This is a genomic window from Serratia bockelmannii, from assembly GCF_008011855.1.
Taxonomy (GTDB): domain Bacteria; phylum Pseudomonadota; class Gammaproteobacteria; order Enterobacterales; family Enterobacteriaceae; genus Serratia; species Serratia bockelmannii.
Genome location: NZ_VOUX01000003.1, coordinates 105478 through 123513 on the forward strand (window position 1 = coordinate 105478; position 18036 = coordinate 123513).

The 18036-nt window shown below is 60.0% G+C and carries 21 protein-coding genes; 10 read left to right on the forward strand and 11 right to left on the reverse strand.

Going from position 1 to position 18036, the window contains the following annotated elements:
* The first annotated feature begins 40 nt into the window (after window positions 1–40).
* From FOT55_RS05040 to FOT55_RS05060, 5 genes are all read left to right on the forward strand, one after another.
* Window positions 41–1180 (forward strand): amidohydrolase/deacetylase family metallohydrolase, encoded by a 1140-nt coding sequence (locus tag FOT55_RS05040; RefSeq protein WP_147823186.1) that lies wholly within the window; start codon window positions 41–43, stop codon window positions 1178–1180.
* A complete protein-coding gene (locus FOT55_RS05045) occupies window positions 1164–2282 on the forward strand; it encodes a DgaE family pyridoxal phosphate-dependent ammonia lyase (protein ID WP_147823187.1) in 1119 nt (372 codons plus the stop codon). The genes FOT55_RS05040 and FOT55_RS05045 overlap by 17 nt, the downstream gene beginning before the upstream one ends.
* Window positions 2279–3019 (forward strand): 2-dehydro-3-deoxy-phosphogluconate aldolase, encoded by a 741-nt coding sequence (dagF, locus tag FOT55_RS05050; protein WP_016930215.1) that lies wholly within the window; start codon window positions 2279–2281, stop codon window positions 3017–3019. Before FOT55_RS05045 ends, dagF begins: the two co-directional genes overlap by 4 nt.
* A gap of 214 nt (window positions 3020–3233) precedes the next feature.
* Window positions 3234–4448, forward strand: a complete 1215-nt coding sequence (locus FOT55_RS05055) for a lactonase family protein (protein ID WP_147823188.1) — start codon at window positions 3234–3236, stop codon at window positions 4446–4448.
* Window positions 4449–4499: 51 nt separating this feature from the next.
* On the forward strand, window positions 4500–6416 hold the full coding sequence (locus FOT55_RS05060) for a BglG family transcription antiterminator (protein WP_049208316.1): 1917 nt from the start codon (window positions 4500–4502) through the stop codon (window positions 6414–6416).
* Between the two features lie 40 nt (window positions 6417–6456).
* Here FOT55_RS05060 and npr read toward each other — a convergent pair whose 3' ends face one another.
* From npr to FOT55_RS05115, 11 genes are all read right to left on the reverse strand, one after another.
* A complete protein-coding gene (gene npr / locus FOT55_RS05065; protein WP_004937034.1) occupies window positions 6457–6729 on the reverse strand; it encodes a PTS phosphocarrier protein NPr in 273 nt (90 codons plus the stop codon).
* The gene (rapZ, locus tag FOT55_RS05070) at window positions 6726–7580 is read right to left on the reverse strand and encodes an RNase adapter RapZ (RefSeq protein WP_015379177.1); all 855 of its coding nucleotides are present in this window, start codon (window positions 7578–7580) and stop codon (window positions 6726–6728) included. Before rapZ ends, npr begins: the two co-directional genes overlap by 4 nt.
* A 129-nt stretch (window positions 7581–7709) precedes the next feature.
* Complete coding sequence (gene ptsN, locus FOT55_RS05075; protein WP_016930212.1) at window positions 7710–8171, reverse strand: PTS IIA-like nitrogen regulatory protein PtsN; 462 nt, start codon at window positions 8169–8171, stop codon at window positions 7710–7712.
* 155 nt (window positions 8172–8326) lie between these two features.
* The gene (hpf, locus tag FOT55_RS05080; protein WP_004937038.1) at window positions 8327–8614 is read right to left on the reverse strand and encodes a ribosome hibernation promoting factor; all 288 of its coding nucleotides are present in this window, start codon (window positions 8612–8614) and stop codon (window positions 8327–8329) included.
* 23 nt (window positions 8615–8637) lie between these two features.
* Window positions 8638–10071 (reverse strand): RNA polymerase factor sigma-54, encoded by a 1434-nt coding sequence (gene rpoN, locus FOT55_RS05085; protein WP_043141961.1) that lies wholly within the window; start codon window positions 10069–10071, stop codon window positions 8638–8640.
* Window positions 10072–10123: 52 nt separating this feature from the next.
* Complete coding sequence (lptB, locus tag FOT55_RS05090) at window positions 10124–10849, reverse strand: LPS export ABC transporter ATP-binding protein (protein WP_004937040.1); 726 nt, start codon at window positions 10847–10849, stop codon at window positions 10124–10126.
* A gap of 6 nt (window positions 10850–10855) precedes the next feature.
* A complete protein-coding gene (gene lptA, locus FOT55_RS05095) occupies window positions 10856–11395 on the reverse strand; it encodes a lipopolysaccharide ABC transporter substrate-binding protein LptA (protein ID WP_025304377.1) in 540 nt (179 codons plus the stop codon).
* Window positions 11364–11942, reverse strand: coding sequence for an LPS export ABC transporter periplasmic protein LptC (lptC, locus tag FOT55_RS05100; protein WP_004937047.1), 579 nt, complete (start codon window positions 11940–11942; stop codon window positions 11364–11366). Before lptC ends, lptA begins: the two co-directional genes overlap by 32 nt.
* Window positions 11939–12493 carry a 3-deoxy-manno-octulosonate-8-phosphatase KdsC gene (gene kdsC / locus FOT55_RS05105; RefSeq protein WP_147823189.1) on the reverse strand — a complete coding sequence of 185 codons (555 nt, stop codon included), beginning with the start codon at window positions 12491–12493 and terminating at the stop codon, window positions 11939–11941. The genes lptC and kdsC overlap by 4 nt, the downstream gene beginning before the upstream one ends.
* Before the next feature lie 17 nt (window positions 12494–12510).
* On the reverse strand, window positions 12511–13497 hold the full coding sequence (kdsD, locus tag FOT55_RS05110; protein ID WP_025304376.1) for an arabinose-5-phosphate isomerase KdsD: 987 nt from the start codon (window positions 13495–13497) through the stop codon (window positions 12511–12513).
* A 16-nt stretch (window positions 13498–13513) separates the two neighbouring features.
* The gene (locus tag FOT55_RS05115) at window positions 13514–14491 is read right to left on the reverse strand and encodes a calcium/sodium antiporter (protein WP_033644493.1); all 978 of its coding nucleotides are present in this window, start codon (window positions 14489–14491) and stop codon (window positions 13514–13516) included.
* Between the two features lie 303 nt (window positions 14492–14794).
* Here FOT55_RS05115 and mlaF point away from each other — a divergent pair, with 303 nt between their 5' ends.
* From mlaF to mlaB, 5 genes are read left to right on the forward strand one after another with little or no spacing between them, the layout of a single operon-like run.
* Window positions 14795–15610: a phospholipid ABC transporter ATP-binding protein MlaF gene (gene mlaF, locus FOT55_RS05120; RefSeq protein WP_043141965.1), complete on the forward strand. Its 816-nt coding sequence runs from the start codon at window positions 14795–14797 to the stop codon at window positions 15608–15610.
* A gap of 4 nt (window positions 15611–15614) precedes the next feature.
* Complete coding sequence (gene mlaE / locus FOT55_RS05125) at window positions 15615–16397, forward strand: lipid asymmetry maintenance ABC transporter permease subunit MlaE (protein ID WP_004937059.1); 783 nt, start codon at window positions 15615–15617, stop codon at window positions 16395–16397.
* 4 nt (window positions 16398–16401) lie between these two features.
* On the forward strand, window positions 16402–16950 hold the full coding sequence (gene mlaD, locus FOT55_RS05130; protein ID WP_147823190.1) for an outer membrane lipid asymmetry maintenance protein MlaD: 549 nt from the start codon (window positions 16402–16404) through the stop codon (window positions 16948–16950).
* A gap of 14 nt (window positions 16951–16964) precedes the next feature.
* On the forward strand, window positions 16965–17594 hold the full coding sequence (gene mlaC, locus FOT55_RS05135; protein WP_025304372.1) for a phospholipid-binding protein MlaC: 630 nt from the start codon (window positions 16965–16967) through the stop codon (window positions 17592–17594).
* The gene (gene mlaB / locus FOT55_RS05140) at window positions 17594–17896 is read left to right on the forward strand and encodes a lipid asymmetry maintenance protein MlaB (protein ID WP_025304371.1); all 303 of its coding nucleotides are present in this window, start codon (window positions 17594–17596) and stop codon (window positions 17894–17896) included. The genes mlaC and mlaB overlap by 1 nt, the downstream gene beginning before the upstream one ends.
* Window positions 17897–18036: the final 140 nt, after the last annotated feature.

Here is an 18036-nt window from a genome sequence, read left to right on the forward strand (position 1 = left end):
GATGCTGCGGCGGCGCCCGGGCTAACAGGAGCAATGCGGTATGTATGACTTAGTAATCAGAGGCGCCAGACTGGCGGACGATACGCTGATCGATCTGGCGGTGAAAGACGGCAAAATAGCCTCGGTGGGGCGGCTGGCGGCGGATGTCCGCGCCGTTCGCCAGCTGGATCTGGCGGGCAACTGCCGCCTGAGCGCCGGTTGGATCGATGCGCACGTGCACTGCTATCCCGAATCGCCGATTTATCATGACGAGCCGGATCGGGTCGGCGTCGCCAGCGGCGTCACCAGCGTGGTCGATGCCGGCAGCACCGGCGCCGACGATATCGACGCTTTTTATCAGCTGACGCGCAGCGCTAAAACCAACGTTTTCGCCTTCCTCAATATCTCGCGCATCGGCCTGCTGCGGCAGAACGAGCTGGCGGAGATGACGGACATCGACAAGCACGAGGCCGGCCAGGCCATCGCCAACCACCCCGGCTTTGTCATCGGCATCAAGGCGCGCATGAGCAGCAGCGTGGTGGGCAAGAACGGCACTCGCCCGCTGGTGTTGGCCAAAGAGATCCAGCAGGAAAACCGCCAGTTGCCGCTGATGGTGCATATCGGCAATAACCCGCCGGATCTGGACGAGATCGCCGATCTGCTGACCCGCGGCGACATCATCACCCACTGCTACAACGGCAAACCGAACCGCATTCTGACGCCGGCGGGCACGCTGCGCGAGTCTATCCAGCGCGCGCTGCGGCGCGGCGTATTGCTCGACGTGGGGCACGGCACCGCCAGCTTCAGCTTCGAGGTGGCGCGCCAGGCGATCACGCTGGGTATTTTGCCGCACACCATCAGCTCCGATATTTACTGCCGCAACCGCATGAACGGACCGGTGCATAGCCTGGCGACGGTGATGTCCAAATTCTTCAGCGTCGGCCTGACGCTGCCGCAGGTGATCGCCTGCGTGACGGAGAACGCTGCGTCGGCGCTGCAGCTGAGCGGCAAAGGGCGGCTGGAGCCGGGCTATGACGCCGACTTCACGCTGTTTGAACTGCGCCGGGAACCGCAGGTGTTCGCCGACGCCGAAGGGCAAACCGCCGAGGGCGAACAGCTGTTGGTGCCGCTGGCCGCCGTGGTGGCCGGGGAAATCCTATTAACCGAACAAGGGGAGGCAAGCCATGTCTTCGATTTATGAAAAATACGGTTTGAAGCAGGTGATCAACACCTCCGGCCGCATGACCATTCTCGGCGTTTCTACGCCGCGCCAGGACGTGATCGACGCCGTTGATTACGGTCTGAACCACTATTTCGAAATCAAGGATCTGGTCAATAAGACCGGCGCCTACATCGCCGATCTGCTCAATGTGGAGGACGCGGTGATCGTTTCCTGCGCCTCGGCGGGCATCGCCCAGTCGGTGGCTGCCGTGATCGTCAAAGATAACGCCAATCTGCTGGTGAACCTGCACTCGATGCCGGTGACCGTGCCGCGCGAGATCGTGCTGCCGCGCGGCCACAACGTCAACTTCGGCGCGCCGGTGGACACCATGGTGGCGCTGGGCGGCGGCAAGGTGGTGGAGGCGGGGTACGCCAACGAATGTTCGCCGGAGCAGATTGAAGCCTGCATCACGCCGCAGACTGCGGCGATCCTGTACGTCAAATCGCACCACTGCGTGCAGAAAAGCATTTTGTCCGTCGAACAGGCGGCGGTGGTGGCGCGCAAGCATAACCTGCCGCTGATCGTCGACGCCGCGGCGGAAGAAGATCTGATGTGTTACTACCAGATGGGGGCCGATCTGGTGATCTACAGCGGCGCCAAAGCCATCGAGGGGCCGACCAGCGGTCTGGTTGTCGGCAAGAAACAGTACGTCGAGTGGGTGAAGTTGCAATCCGGCGGCATAGGCCGGGCGATGAAGGTCGGTAAAGAGGGCATCCTCGGCCTGACGCAGGCGATTGAAAGCTATCTGACGCTTGAGAAAACCACCGGGCAACAGATGGTGGAGCGGATGACGCCATTCCTCAACAGCCTCAACACCCTGACCGGCGTCAGCGCCAAGACCGTCTGGGACAGCGCCGGCCGCGATATCGCCCGCGCCGAGATCACCTTTGATGAGGCGGTGCTGGGACGGTCGACCTATGACATCGTCCAGGCGCTGAAAACCGGCGACATCGCCATCTACTTCCGCGGCTATAAGGCCAACGAGGGTAAGATTGAGGTCGACGTGCGCAGCGTCGACGAGCAACAGCTGATGACCGTCTTTCGCTGTATCAAAAACCTGTTTACGGAGAAACAAGCATGAAGCTGCAGCCTAACTACTATCGCGACCGCGTCTGCCTGAACGTGCTGGCCGGCTCCAAAGCCAACGCGCAGGACATCTACGCCGCGGCGGAAGGCCATGTGCTGGTGGGCGTGCTCTCCAAGAACTACCCGGACGTCGACAGCGCGGTGACCGACATGCTGCGCTATGCGCGCCTGATTGAAAACGCGCTCTCGGTCGGCCTGGGCGCCGGCGATCCGAAGCAGTCGGCGATGGTTAGCCTGATCGCTCAGCAGGTGCAGCCGCAGCACGTTAACCAGGTGTTTACCGGCGTCGGCGCCAGCCGCGCGCTGCTGGGCCAGAACGACAGCGTGGTCAACGGCCTGGTGTCGCCGACCGGCCGCGTCGGTTGGGTGAAGATCTCTACCGGCCCCTTGAGCGCCGCGGCGCCGGACGGCATCGTGCCGGTGGAAACCGCCATCGCCCTGCTGAAAGACATGGGCGGCAGCTCCATCAAGTATTTCCCGATGGGCGGCCTGAAGTGCAAGGACGAATACCAGTACGTAGCCAAGGCCTGCGCCGAGCATGACTTCATGCTGGAGCCGACCGGCGGCATCGATCTGGAGAACTTTGAGCCGATCGTCGAGATCGCGCTGGCGGCCGGCGTGAAACGCGTGATCCCGCATATCTACAGTTCGATCATCGACGCCGCCAGCGGCGACACGCGCCCGCAGGACGTGAAAACCCTACTGGCGATGACCAAAACGCTGGTGGGCTGAACGCACAATGGGATGAGGTAAACGCTGGGAGGCGAAGGTTTTCCCGTGGCGCGGCATGCCGCGCCGCCGTTACCTATAGCCTATAGCTTTCAAGTTGCAGCTAGGCGGCAAGCGCACTCACCCCAGGAGCTTACTTAAGTAAGTGACTGGGGTGAGTGCGGGCAGCCAACAACGCTGCGGCTTGAAAGATGACGGATATATACTGAGGATTACTATGCGACACTGGCAGGTTCCAACCCGACGCACCGCGTTGTTCCTGGCGCTGCTGGCCGTGACCGGCCCGGCGCTGCATGCTGAGGATGCAATGAACTCCACGTCATCTCATTTTGCCTATATCGGCACCTACAATCCCAACGGCGAAGGCGTTTACCGGGTGCAGGTCGATCCGGCCAGCGGCGCGCTGAGCCACGCCACGCTGGTCAGCAACGTGCCGAATCCGGCGCAGCTGACGCTGGGCGTCGGCGGCAAAACGCTGTATGTCGCCAGCGAAGTGGCCGATTTCAACGGCGGTAAGCACGGCGGCATCACCGCCTACCGGGTCAATCCGGCCGATGGCGCACTGACGCAGCTCAACCAGGTGGATTCGCAGGGGGCAGGGCCGGTGTATCTCTCCTCGACGCCGGACGGCCGCCATCTGCTGGTGGCGAACTACGTCAGCGGCAGCGTGGCGGCTTTCCCGATTGAAGCGGACGGCAGCCTGGGCGCCGCCAGCTCGGTGCAGCAACAGCAGGGGCCGGCGGGCGCGGCCAAACCGGCGGCGGCGGTGAACGGCAGCTTCGCCATCAGCGATCACAACGGCCCGCATGCCCATATGATCGCCAGCGATCCCAGCGGCAAGTTTGTGTTCTCTACCGATCTGGGATTGGATCGCATCTACCAATGGCGCTTTGACGCCTCGAGCGGCCGGCTGACGCCGAACGATCCACCGTGGATCGCTGCCTCGTCCGCCGGCGCCGGCCCGCGTCACTTTGTGTTTCATCCGGATGGCGACACCGTGCTGCTGGTGAACGAAGAGGCTTCGACGTTGACCAGCTACCGTTTTGATCGCCAAAAAGGTACTCTGAAACAACTGCATGCAGTTTCCGCGCTGCCCGCCGACTATCAGGGCACCAGCTTCGCTTCGGGGCTGGCGCTCAGCAAGAACGGCGACACGTTGTACGTCGCCAACCGGCTGCATAACAGCATTGCCCAGTTCAGCGTGGGCGCCGGCGGCGAGTTGAAACCGGTGGCGGAAACCTGGACCCGCGGCGATTACCCGCGTTCGCTGGCGCTGAGCTTGGATGGCCGCTATCTGTATGCGTTGAACCAGCGCAGCGATAACGTCACTCGCTTCAGCGTCAACCCGACGGACGGCAAGCTCAGCTTTGTGGGCGGCTATCTGCCGATCGGCAGCCCCTCGCAAATGGCGTTTCTGCCGCCGGCGAAGTAACCCGTGGCCCGCCCGGTTCGCCGGGTGGGCCGCCTGATTGACGGATACAGAATGGTGCGATTTCCTTACCCGCGTTTGGCTTACTTGTTCGATGCTTTGCAAACCGAGACTTTGCCGCAGGATGAGCTGGCGAAGCGTTTCGCCGTGTCAACCCGCACGGTGCGGGCGGATATCACCGCGCTGAACGAGATCCTGGACAAGTACGGCGCGCGTTTCGTGCATAGCCGTGGGGCCGGCTATCGCCTGCAGGTCGATAACGCCGCGCTGTTCAGCGCCCTGCAGCATCAGGAGCGCCGCAAGCATGCTACCCCGCGCAGCGCGCAAGAGCGGGTGCATTATCTGCTGGTGCGTTTTTTGACCTCAGCCTTCTCCCTTAAACTGGAAGATCTGGCCGACGAGTGGTTCGTCAGCCGCGGCACGTTGCAAAACGACATGGCTGAGGTGAGGGAACGTCTGGCGCACTATCAATTGACGATCGAAACCAAACCGCGCTACGGCATGAAGCTGTTCGGCGCCGAGATGGCGATCCGCGCCTGCCTCACCGATCTGCTGTTCCAGCTGCAGCTGGCCGATGCCGAGAACCCGCTGCTCAACAACGAGATCCTGCTGCAGCCGCAGGTAGCGGCGTTCGCCGGATTGCTGCATCCGCTGTTGTCGCAATATGCCATTCGCCTGACCGATGAGGGCGAACAGTACCTGATTTTCTACTGCGCGGTGGCGCTGCGGCGCATCAACGACGGCTATCCGCTGCCGGACTTCGAGGTGGAAGACGGCGACGACGCGGTGCGCCAGGTGTCGACCCGCCTGGCGGCGGAGCTGCGTGCGGCCTCCGGCAAAGAGATCTCGATGGCCGAAGAGGCCTATCTGCGGGTCAACATCGCCGCGCGCCGCGTGCAGGACGTGCAACCGACCGAGATCAATGCCGACGATGAAGAAGCGTTGGTGGACTACATCCTGTCCTACATCAACGCACACTATAACTACAACCTGCAGGGCGACGAGCAGCTGCGGGCCGATCTGCTTACCCATATCAAAACCATGATTACGCGGGTGAAATACCAGATCAACATCCCCAATCCGCTGTTGGCCAATATCAAGCAGCACTATCCGATGGCTTACGACGTGACGCTGGCGGCGGTCTCCAGCTGGGGCAAATACACCCCCTATACCCTGAGCGAGAACGAGATAGGCTATCTGGTGTTACATATTGGCGTGGGGCTGGAGCGGCATTACAACATCGGTTATGAACGCCACCCGCAGGTGATGCTGGTGTGCGATACCGGCAACTCAACGGTGCGGATGATCCAGGCGCAGATTGCGCGCAAGTACCCGCAGCTGGTGATGACGCGCATCGTCTCGCTGCGCGATTACGAGATGCTTGCGCACATCGACGAAGACTTCGTGATTTCCAACGCCCGCATCGGCGAAAAGAACAAGCCGGTGGTGGTAATGTCGCCGTTCCCGACCGATTATCAGCTGGAGCAACTGGGCAAGCTGGTGCTGGTGGATCGCACCAAACCGTACATGCTGGAGAAGTTTTTCGACGCCGAGCATTTCATGGTGCTCAACGAGCCGCTGACGCAGGCGGAGCTGTTCAGCCGGGTGTGCGGCCAGCTGGAGCAGGAAGGGTACGTCGGCGCGGACTTTTATCCGTCGCTGGTCGAACGTGAGGCGATCGTCTCCACGCTGCTGGGTGAAGGCATCGCGCTGCCGCACTCGCTGGGGCTGCTGGCGAAAAAGACCGTGGTAGTGACGCTGCTAGCGCCGCAGGGGGTCGCCTGGGGGGAAGGTGAGATCGCGCACGTGATTTTCCTGCTGGCGATCAGCAAGAGCGACTATGAAGAGGCGATGGCGATCTACGAGCTGTTCGTCACCTTCGTGCGTGAACGCTCAATGAGCCGCCTGCTGGGCAGCGACAGCTTCGACAGCTTCAAAGCGGTGGCGCTGGACTGCCTGAGCCGGAGTTGAGGGGCATGTGAGTGATTGGGCGCAGAAGTGCCCTCAGCGACTAATCTTCATCAAACCCGGAGTTGAACAGCTCGACCACCGCCGCCAGCGCGTTGACTTCATCGGGGCCGGTCGCTTCGACTTCGATGTGCCGACCTTGGGCGGAGTCCAGCATCAGCAGCGCGATGACGCTGCTGGCTTCGGCTTCGGTGCCGCTTTCGTTGCGCAGCATCACTTCGGCGTCGAAGCTTTGCACCAGTTCGAACAGTTTCATCGCCGGGCGCGCGTGCATGCCCAGCTTGTTTTTGATTTCAACCGTCTGTTTGACCGTCATTGCTTGCGCTTTTCCAGCGTGCGGTGGCGCGATTGCACGTTCTTGCCGCGCGAGCGGAAGTAATCGGCCAGCTGTTCCGCCACGTACACCGAACGGTGTTTGCCGCCGGTACAGCCGATGGCGACCGTCAGGTAGCTGCGGTTGTTGGTTTCCAGCATCGGCAGCCACTGTTCCAGATAGCTGCGGGTCTGGTAGATGAAGTTATGCACTTCGGTATGGCGATCGAGGAACGACGCTACCGGCTTGTCCAGACCGGTCATCGGCCGCAGCTTCGGATCCCAGTGCGGGTTAGGCAGGAAGCGCACGTCGAACACGTAGTCGGCGTCGATCGGAATGCCGTGCTTGAAGCCGAAGGATTCGAACACCATCGTCAGTTCGCGCTCGCGCTTGCCGAGCAGGCGGGTGCGCAGCATTTCGGCCAGTTCGTGCACCGACATTTCCGAGGTGTCGATAATCAGGTCGGCCCGGGAGCGCAGCGGTTCGAGCAGATCGCTCTCTTCGTCGATCGCGCTTTCCAGCGACAGGTTTTTGCTGGAGAGCGGGTGCAGGCGGCGGGTGTCGCTGTAACGGCGGATCAGCGTGTTGCGATCGGCGTCGAGGAACAGCAGCTGCGGCGAGAAGCTGTCCGGCAGCTGAGTCATCGCGTATTCGAACACTTCCGGCGATTCCGGCATGTTGCGCACGTCGATGCTGACCGCCGCGGAGATATTGCGTTCCGCCAGCGTATTGGCGAGCTGCGGCAGCAGAACTACCGGCAGGTTGTCAACGCAGTAAAAACCCATGTCTTCCAGCGCCCGCAAGGCGACGGATTTTCCGGAACCGGAACGGCCGCTGACAATCATCAGCACCATGTGGCAACTCCCCTGGCATCGCGGTGGCGTTCATCGCCACCGGTGTAAACTTTGTTATTCCGGCCGAGGCCGGATCCATCATCGTGAAACAGTAACGTTATCCGGGCTGGAAGTCACGCCGACCGGGTATCACTCGGTGATGATTTGGTAAAGTTCTTCGTCGCTTTGCGCGGCGCGCAGGCGGCGGCATACGGTTTTGTCGGCCAGGCGTTTGGCGACCAGCGACAGGGTATGCAAATGGGTTTTGCACTGATCGGCAGGCACCAGCAGCGCGAACAGCAGGTCGACCGGCTGGTTGTCGATAGCGTCGAAAGCGATGGGTTGGTCGAGACGGATAAACACGCCAACGGCCCGCAGTGTGTCCTCTTCCAGTTTGCCGTGGGGAATGGCGATACCGTTGCCGATACCGGTGCTGCCCATGCGTTCCCGGGTGAGAACCGCGTCAAACACCACCTGCGAAGGCAGATTGAGCTGTTTGGCGGCCAGTTCGCTGATAATTTCCAAAGCCCGTTTCTTGCTGGTGCAGTGTACCGAGCTTTTGGTGCACTCGATGTTTAACACCGAGCTTAATTGCATATATTCGTTGTTCATCTCATCTTCACTTAAAACCGCGCCGCCGGGCGCGCCCGGCAAGGCGGTTTTTCGTCGGTTTTAACCCTGATTACCGTTCGGCGCGTCACCCATGCGGGTCACGCGCCGAAGGGCGAGGCGGCGACGGAGGCAACCTCACGGAATGGGTTAGGGTGTCAGTGTTGCTTCAATTTGTCTTTATGTTTGTTCAATTGACGTGCCAATTTGTCGATCAGCGTATCAATTGCGGCATACATATTCTCGTCTTCCGAGGTGGCGTGCAACTCGCCTCCATTCACGTGCACCGTTGCTTCCGCAATTTGCTGCACTTTTTCCACACTTAATACAACATACACCTGATTGATGCGATCAAAATACTGTTCGAGTTTGGCGAACTTGTTGTTCACGAACTCGCGCAACGGATCGGTGATTTCGATGTGGTGTCCGGTAATGTTGAGCTGCATAGTGTCTTCCTTCTCAATAGAGGTCAAACCAACTGTTTACGCTGGTTCGACGGCGGGATGGACAAAGACTCTCGGTACTTGGCGACGGTGCGCCGGGCCACGATGATCCCCTGATCGGCGAGCAGGGTGGCCAGCTTGCTGTCGCTGAGTGGTTTGGCGGGGTTTTCCGCCGCAATCAATTTCTTCACCAACGCGCGGATCGCCGTCGAGGAGGCTTCGCCGCCGCTGTCGGTATTCACGTGGCTGGAGAAGAAATATTTCAATTCGAAAATGCCGCGCGGGCTGTGCAGAAACTTCTGCGTGGTAACGCGCGAGATCGTCGATTCATGCATCTCCACAGCCTGGGCGATATCCGCCAGCACCATGGGTTTCATAAACTCTTCGCCTTGCTCGAAGAACGCCTGCTGCTGGCTGACGATGCAGCGGGTGACCTTCAGCAGCGTTTCGTTGCGGCTCTCCAGGCTTTTAATCAACCACTTGGCTTCCTGCAGGTTGCTGCGGATAAACTGGCCGTCGGCTTCGCTGCGGGCGCTGTTGCCCAGCGCGGCGTACTGCTGATTGATCTTCAAACGCGGCACGCTGTCGCCGTTGAGCTCGACCGTCCATTTGTTCTGCGTCTTGCGTACCAGCACGTCCGGAATCACATATTCCGATTCGCCGGTATTGATCGACTGCCCCGGGCGCGGATCGAGCGACTGAATCAGCAGCATCGCTTCTTTCAGTGTATCTTCTTTTAGCCGGGTTGATCGCATCAGGCTGCGAAAGTCATGGTTGGCCAACAGATCCAGATGCTCGCTGATGATCAGCCGCGCTTCGGCCAGATAAGGCGTATCTTTGGCGTATTGGGAGAGCTGCACCAGCAGGCAATCGCGCAGATCGCGCGCGGCGACGCCGATCGGATCAAAACGCTGCACGCGCTTCAGCACCGCCTCGACTTCCTCGAGGGTCACGTTCTCGTCGCCCAGGCTTTCCAGGATGTCTTCCAGCGGGACGGTGAGATAGCCGGTGTCATCCACCGCGTCGACGATGGAAGTGGCGATGGCGGCATCGGTATCGGAAAACGGCGTCAGATCCACCTGCCACATCAGATAATCCTGCAGCGTTTGGGTGGTTTCGCCCTGATAGACCGGCAGCTCGTCGTCGCTGTAGTCGGTGCCGGTGCCGGACGGTGTGCCGGCGGTGTAGATCTCATCCCAGGTGGCGTCCAGCGGCAGCTCTTCCGGCATGTCTTTCTGTTCCAGCGCCTCGCGGGTATCGAGCCCCTCGGTCTCCTGGGTTTCTTTGGCGTCGATTTCGTCGTGCAGATCGGTCTGTTCAAGCAGCGGATTGCTCTCCAGCGCCAGCTGGATCTCTTGCTGAAGCTCAAGCGTGGACAACTGCAGCAGGCGGATCGCCTGCTGGAGCTGAGGTGTCATGGCCAGCTGTTGGCTGAGCCTGAGTTGCAAACCTTGCTTCATAGTTTTCTGTCTACTTCCGTTAACGGTGTCGCCCCGCAGGGCGCGCCGGCGCTTAGAGGCGGAACTCTTCGCCCAGATAAACGCGTTTAACCTGCTCGTCGGCCAGAATAGCATCCGGCGTGCCGTGGGCAATCAGTTTGCCCTGGCTGACGATGTAGGCGCGTTCACACACGTCCAGCGTCTCGCGCACGTTGTGGTCGGTGATCAGCACGCCCAGGCCGCTGTCACGCAGGTGCTCGATGATTTTCTTGATATCGATAACGGAAATCGGATCCACCCCGGCAAAGGGTTCGTCCAGCAGAATGAATTTCGGGTTGGCCGCCAGCGCGCGGGCGATTTCGACGCGGCGGCGTTCGCCGCCGGACAGCGCCTGGCCGAGGCTGTCGCGCAGATGGGAGATATGGAACTCTTCCATCAGCTCTTTGGCGCGGTCTTCGCGCTGTTCGCTGGTGAGATCGGGACGGATCTCCAGCACCGCCATCAGGTTGTCGTACACGCTCAGGCGGCGGAAGATCGACGCTTCCTGCGGCAGATAGCCGATGCCGCGGCGCGCGCGGGCGTGCAGCGGCAGCAGGCTGATGTCTTCTTCGTCGATCACGATGCGCCCGGCGTCGCGCGGCACGATGCCGACCACCATGTAGAAGGTGGTGGTTTTACCGGCGCCGTTCGGCCCGAGCAGGCCGACGATCTCGCCGGATTTCACTTTCAGGCTGACGTCTTCGACAACTTTACGGCCCTTGTAGGCTTTCGCCAGGTTTTCTGCGATGAGTGTTGCCATAAGTGATTAGTTACTCTTTTTTTGCCCGTTTTTGTCTTGCAACTGCGACGGTACCAGAACCGTTGTCACGCGTTTGCCTTTGTCGCTAAACGCCTGCATTTGCTGCTGTTGCACCAGATAGGTGATGCGATCGCCTTTCACGTTGCTGTCGAGCTGCTCCAGATAGGCGTTGCCCGTCAGGGTCACCAGCTGGGTCGCCACGTCGTAGCGCACTTTTTGCGCGTGGCCTTTGACCGGCTTGCCGCTGTCCTGCATCTGGTAGAAGGTTACCGGGTTGCCGAACGCTTCAATATAGGTCTTATTCTGATCTCCGCCCGGGCGGGTGACGACCACCTTGTCGGCGCGAATATCGATGGTGCCCTGTTTGATCACCACGTTGTCAGTGAAGGTGCTGACGTTGCTTTGCATGTCCAACGACTGCTTGAGCGAGTCGATGCTGACCGGCTGGCTGGAGTCGGATTTCAGCGCCAGAGCGGGGGCGCTGGCGGCCAAAACTAAGCTGCCGAGCAACAGGTTACGGAGTTGGTTTTTGGTTCTGAATTTCATAGTTGGTCTTAACCTTATCAATCAGCTCAGCGGTTTTGGTCCGCAGGTTCCCACGCATTTTCATGCCGTTAGAGGTAAAATTGGTCCCGTAAAGCGTGACTTCGTCATCGGAGGTGACGTCCTGGGTGACCAGGTTTACCTGAGCGTTGTCCGTCTTAATTTTTTCCAGCTGCGAGGTGGTGGTCAGGCTGTTAACCTCGACGTGACCATACAGATACAGCATCCGGTCTTTAGTCAGTTTGGCGCGATCGGCGCGAACTGACCAGGTGGCCACCGCATTCTCATCGAACAGCGTCATCACCGGCTGGGTGAACCAGCTCAGCTCGCCGGCGGTGTAATACTTCGCATCTTCCGCCACCAGTTTATAATTCAGCTTGCCGGCTGGGTTGTACACCACGGTGACCGTGTGCTGGCTCTGGTAAGTCGGATCCTGATCGTTGACCGGGCCCGGGGCCGTGTCGTCGCTGAAGTCCGTCATGTTCCAGCCGATCAGCGCCAGAACGATCACCGTCAACAGGATGGTGATCCACAGTTTGGTTTTACTCATATCGACAGCCCTTTGGCGTCCTCCAGCTTATTTTGAGCCAAAAGAATGATGTCGCACAGTTCGCGTACCGCGCCGCGGCCGCCGGCAATGCGGGTGACGTAGTGGGCGCGCGGCGTCAGCAGCGGGTGGGCGTCCGCCACCGCGACCGCCAGGCCGACCTGCGCCATCACCGGCCAGTCGATCAGGTCATCGCCGATATAGGCGACCTGATCCGCCGTTAACGACAGTTTATCCAACAGTACACGGAAGGCCAAAAGCTTATCGGACTGCCCCTGATACAGATGGGTGATACCGAGCGTTTGCGCACGGTCTTCCAGCAGCTTGGCGGAGCGTCCGGTAATGATCGCCACCTCGATGTCCGAGGTTTTCAAGCAGCGGATGCCGTAGCCATCGCGCACGTTGAACGCCTTCAGTTCTTCACCGTTGTTGCCCATGAAGATCAGGCCGTCCGACAGCACGCCGTCAACGTCGCAAATCAACAGGCGGATGTTACCGGCACGCGCCATAACCTCTTGTTCTACCGGCCCGTAGCAGGTTTCTACCATACCCATTCCGTTCTATTCCTTAATTAAACGACGCCGGCGCGCAGCATGTCATGCATATGTACCACACCCAGCAGTTGGTCGCCATCGGCAACCAGCAGCGCGGTGATGTGGCGTTGTTGCATCAGGTTCAATGCATCGACCGCCAGGATGTTGGGGCGCACCCGCACGCCGCCCGGCGTCATGACATCGGCGATCTTCGCCTCGTGCAGGTTGATGCCCATGTCGAACACCCGGCGCAGGTCGCCGTCGGTGAAGATGCCGGCGATTTTCATCAGGTCGTCGCAGACAACCGTCAGGCCCAGATTTTTGCGGGTGATTTCCAGCAGCGCGTCGCGCAACGAGGCGTCGGCGCTGACGTGGGGCATTTCGTCGCCGCTGTGCATGATATCGCTAACCCGCAGCAGCAGTTTGCGGCCGAGTGCGCCGCCCGGATGCGACAGCGCGAAATCTTCCGGCGTGAAACCGCGCGCCTTCAGCAGCGCGACGGCCAGCGCATCGCCCATCACCAGCGTGGCGGTGGTGCTGGTGGTCGGCGCCAGCCCCAGCGGGCAGGCCTCCTGCGGCACCTTGATGCACAGGTGGATATCCGCCGCTTTGCCCATCGAACTTTCCGGATTGTTGGTCATGCAGATGAGGGTGATCTGTTGGCGTTTCAACACCGGGATCAGCGCCAGGATCTCACTGGACTCGCCAGAGTTGGAGATGGCGAGCACGATGTCCTGCGGGGTGACCATGCCCAAATCGCCATGGCTGGCTTCCGCCGGGTGAACGAAGAATGAGGGGGTGCCGGTGCTGGCGAAGGTCGCGGCGATCTTGCAGCCGATATGGCCGGATTTGCCCATGCCCATCACCACCACTTTGCCGCCGCAGGCGGCGATCGTTTCGCAGGCGCGAGTGAAGTCCGCGTTGATGTAGCTGTCGAGCTGAGCCAGCCCTTCACGCTCTATCTGAAGCACTTCTTTGCCGGCCTGTTGAAAATCGAAGCCCGGTTGCAACTCAATGTTCGACATACTCATTCCCGTCGGTTTAGCCGAAAGTACTGAAAGGGTTAAAGAACAGCACCGCAAGATACGCAATAAAGCCGCATAATAACAGCGCGCCCGCCAGGTGGCCGATGCGATGTTTGCGGCCGATGCACAGCACGCTCAGCAGCACGCTGGCCGCCAGCATCACCCAGTAATCGCGCTGGAAGGCGGCGGCATCCACGCTGCCCGGCGACAGCAGGGCGGGTACGCCCAGCACGATAACCGTGTTGAAAATATTGGAGCCGATGATATTCCCAATCGCCATATCATCCTCGCCCTTCAGCGCCCCGGCGATGGAGGTGGCCAGTTCGGGCAGGCTGGTGCCGATGGCGATAATGGTCAAACCGACCACCAGTTCGCTCAGGCCGAAATAGTGTGCAATCACCGTCGCATTATCGACCACCATTCTGGAAGAGAGCGGCAGAATGATAAACGCCAGCACCAGCCACAGCACCGCCACGGTATTGCTGCTGTCCTGCGGCAGTTCGGCGATCTGCTCCATAGTCAGGCTGTCACTGCCCTCGCGCTGCGCCAGCCGCGCGATTTTCAGCATCAACAAGATGAAGCCGGCGGCGGCGGTCAGCAGCAGCACGCCGTCCAGCCTGCTCAGGGTACCGTCCATCAACACGAAACCGCACAATACTGTGACCGCTAACATCAGCGGCAGTTCGCGCCGCAGTATCTCGGAGCGCGCGGCCAGCGGGTGAATCAGCGCCGCCACCCCCAGGATCAATAAGATGTTGGTGATGTTGGACCCTAATACGTTGCCAACGGCCATATCTATCTGCCCGTTCAACGCGGCGGTGGTGGACACGATCAGCTCCGGCAGCGACGTGCCGATGCCGACGATGGTCATGCCGATGATCAACGGCGGTACGCCGAGCGAGCGGGAAATCACGGCAGCACCATAAACTAAGCGGTCTGCACCATACACCAGTAGAAATAAACCAACGATTAATAATGCTATCGCGAGAAACATGCAGGGTCCTTTGTCGGGTATTATCCCGGTTCGTTGGTTAAAGCCGTCAATGCGGCGGTATTGCTTGCCCTCCGTTGCGCGCGTTTGAGCCGCAGCAACGGTTTTTCCCGGCTAATTGTTGAACAGTTTCGTTTTTTTTCGTTATGGCGCCAATTTTGACCGGGTGGCGCGGAAAAGTAAAACCAATGGCACCATTGGTTGCGAAATGGCAGTAAGTTTTTGTAAAGATGAGACGGATTGCGCCCATTGCTTTAACATCACGGGTAGATTCAGCAAAAGATGAGTCGTAAAGGGTCCATTAACATGCTCCAAAAGGCAGATAATTTGGTCGAAGTGCGCGACATGAGCTTCTCGCGCGGCGACCGACGGATATTTGAAGACATCAACCTGACAGTGCCTCGCGGTAAGGTCACGGCGATCATGGGGCCATCGGGCATCGGCAAAACCACGCTGCTGCGCCTGATAGGCGGCCAGCTGGCGCCGGACAGCGGGGAGATTTGGTTCGACGGCGACAACATTCCCGCGTTGTCCCGCCGTCAGTTATACGACGCGCGCAAAAAGATGAGCATGCTGTTCCAGTCGGGCGCGCTGTTTACCGATTTGACCGTATTCGAAAACGTGGCTTACCCGCTGCGCGAGCACAGCAACCTGCCGGAGCCTTTGTTGCGCAGCACGGTGCTGATGAAGCTGGAAGCCGTGGGGCTGCGCGGCGCGGCTCAGCTGATGCCCAATGAGCTTTCCGGCGGTATGGCGCGCCGGGCGGCGTTGGCGCGTGCGATCGCGCTGGACCCGGAAATGATCATGTTCGACGAACCTTTCGTTGGCCAGGATCCGATCACCATGGGGGTGCTGGTCAAGCTGATCGACGAGCTGAACCATGCGCTGGGCATTACCTGCATCGTGGTGTCGCACGACGTACCGGAGGTGCTGAGCATCGCTGACTACGCTTACATCGTGGCCGATCACCGGGTGATCGCTGAAGGCACCACGCAGCAATTGCAGAACAATCCTGATGCGCGCGTGCGCCAGTTCCTGGATGGTATAGCGGATGGGCCGGTGCCGTTCCGCTATCCGGCCGGGGATTATCAGGCCGAACTGCTAGGCTTAGGGAGTAAATAAGCTCATGTTATTAAGAGCGTTAGCGTCGTTGGGGCGCAGTGGCATCAACACCAGCGCCAGCTTCGGCCGCGCCGGGTTGATGCTGTTCAACGCGTTGATTGGCCGGCCGGAACCCGGCAAGCAGTGGCCGCTGTTGTTGAAACAGCTCTACAGCGTCGGCGTGCAGTCGCTGCTGATCATCATGGTTTCCGGGCTGTTTATCGGCATGGTGCTGGGCCTGCAGGGCTATATCGTGCTCACCACCTACAGCGCCGAGGCCAGCCTCGGCATGATGGTGGCGCTGTCGCTGCTGCGCGAACTGGGGCCGGTGGTCACGGCGCTGCTGTTCGCCGGCCGCGCCGGTTCCGCGCTCACGGCGGAAATCGGCCTGATGAAGGCGACGGAGCAGATCTCCAGCCTGGAAATGATGGCGGTCGATCCGCTGCGGCGCATCGTGGCGCCGCGCTTCTGGGCGGGGCTGATCAGCATGCCGCTGTTGACCATCATTTTCGTGGCGATCGGCATTTGGGGCGGCTCGGTGGTCGGCGTGGACTGGAAAGGCATCGACAGCGGCTTCTTCTGGTCGGCGATGCAGGGCGCCGTGGAGTGGAAAAAAGATCTGCTCAACTGCCTGATCAAGAGCGTGGTATTCGCCATTACCGTAACCTGGATTGCCATTTTCAACGGGTACGACGCCGTGCCTACCTCTGAAGGGATTAGCCGGGCGACGACGCGTACCGTGGTGCATTCGTCACTGGCGGTGTTGGGATTGGATTTCGTGCTGACAGCACTGATGTTTGGGAATTGATTCGATGCAAACGAAGAAGAGTGAAATCTGGGTTGGGGCATTTATGCTGATCGCGCTGTGCGCCATCGTGTTTATCTGCCTGCAGGTGGCGAACCTTAAATCGATCGGCAGCGAGCCGACCTACCGCATTTACGCAACGTTCGACAACATCGGCGGCCTGAAACCGCGTTCGCCGGTGAAGATTGGCGGCGTGGTGATCGGCCGCGTGGCTGACATCGAACTCGATTCGAAAACCTACACGCCGCGCGTGGCGCTGGATATCCAGAAAAGGTACGACCAAATCCCAGATACCAGCTCGCTGGCGATCCGCACCTCCGGCCTGCTGGGCGAGCAATACCTGGCGCTTAACGTGGGCTTTGAAGATCCTGAGATGGGTACCACCATCCTGAAAGACGGGGGTACCATTCAGGACACCAAATCAGCCATGGTTCTGGAAGACCTGATCGGCCAGTTCCTGTATAAAAGCGGCGGTCAGGACAGCGCCAAATCGGGAGACGCGGCCGCTGAGCCGGCTGCCGGCGCCGCACCGCAACCCGCTGTTCCAAATCATTAAGAGAGGATACCTGCATGTTTAAACGTTTACTGATGGTGGCTCTGCTGGTGGTTGCACCGCTGGCGAGCGCAGCCGACCAAACCAATCCTTACAGCATGATGCAAGACGCGGCGCAGAAGACTTTCAGCCGTTTGAAGAACGAACAGCCGAAGATCAAGCAGGACCCGAACTACCTGCGTGCCATCGTGCATCAGGAACTGATGCCGTTCGTGCAGGTGAAATACGCCGGCGCGCTGGTGCTGGGGCGTTACTACAAAGAGGCAACGCCTGCGCAGCGCGAAGCTTACTTCACCGCCTTCCAGGCTTACCTGGAGCAGGCTTACGGCCAGGCGCTGGCGATGTATCACGGCCAGACTTACCAGATCGCGCCTGAACAGCCGCTGGGCAATGCCGATATCGTGGCTATTCGCGTCACCATCATCGACAACGGCGGCCGTCCGCCGGTGCGTCTGGATTTCCAATGGCGCAAGAACAGCAAAACCGGCTACTGGCAGGCGTATGACATGATCGCCGAAGGCGTCAGCATGATCACCACCAAGCAGAACGAGTGGGCGTCTACGCTGCGTACTCAGGGCATCGACGGCCTGACCAAACAGCTGCAGGCCGCCGCCGCGCAGCCTATCACGCTGGACAAGAAAAACTGATGTCGGCAGCGCTCAGCTTCGAATCAGAGCAGCAGACGCTGATCCTGCGCGGTGAACTGGATCGGGAAACGCTGCAGCCGCTGTGGCGGCAGCGCGACGCGCTGATGGCGGATAAAACCGCGATCGACGTGGCGCAACTGCAGCGCGTGGACTCCGCCGGGCTGGCGCTGTTGCTGCATCTGCAGGAAGAGCAGCGCCAACGCGGCGTAGCGCTGAAAATTTTCGGCGCCACCGAGCGCCTGAAAACGCTGATCGCGCTCTACAACCTGCAGGCGATAATGCCTGTCGATACCGTCGGTTAGCGGCGTTTTACGCCGCCATTGCGTGGTAAAACGATACAAAGCCCCTGTTATGCAGGGGCTTTTTCTTTAGTTTAAGAAAACATCGTATTCCACTAAGATACTAGGCTGTTTATGATCCTTTAGCGGCAGAACTGGATACT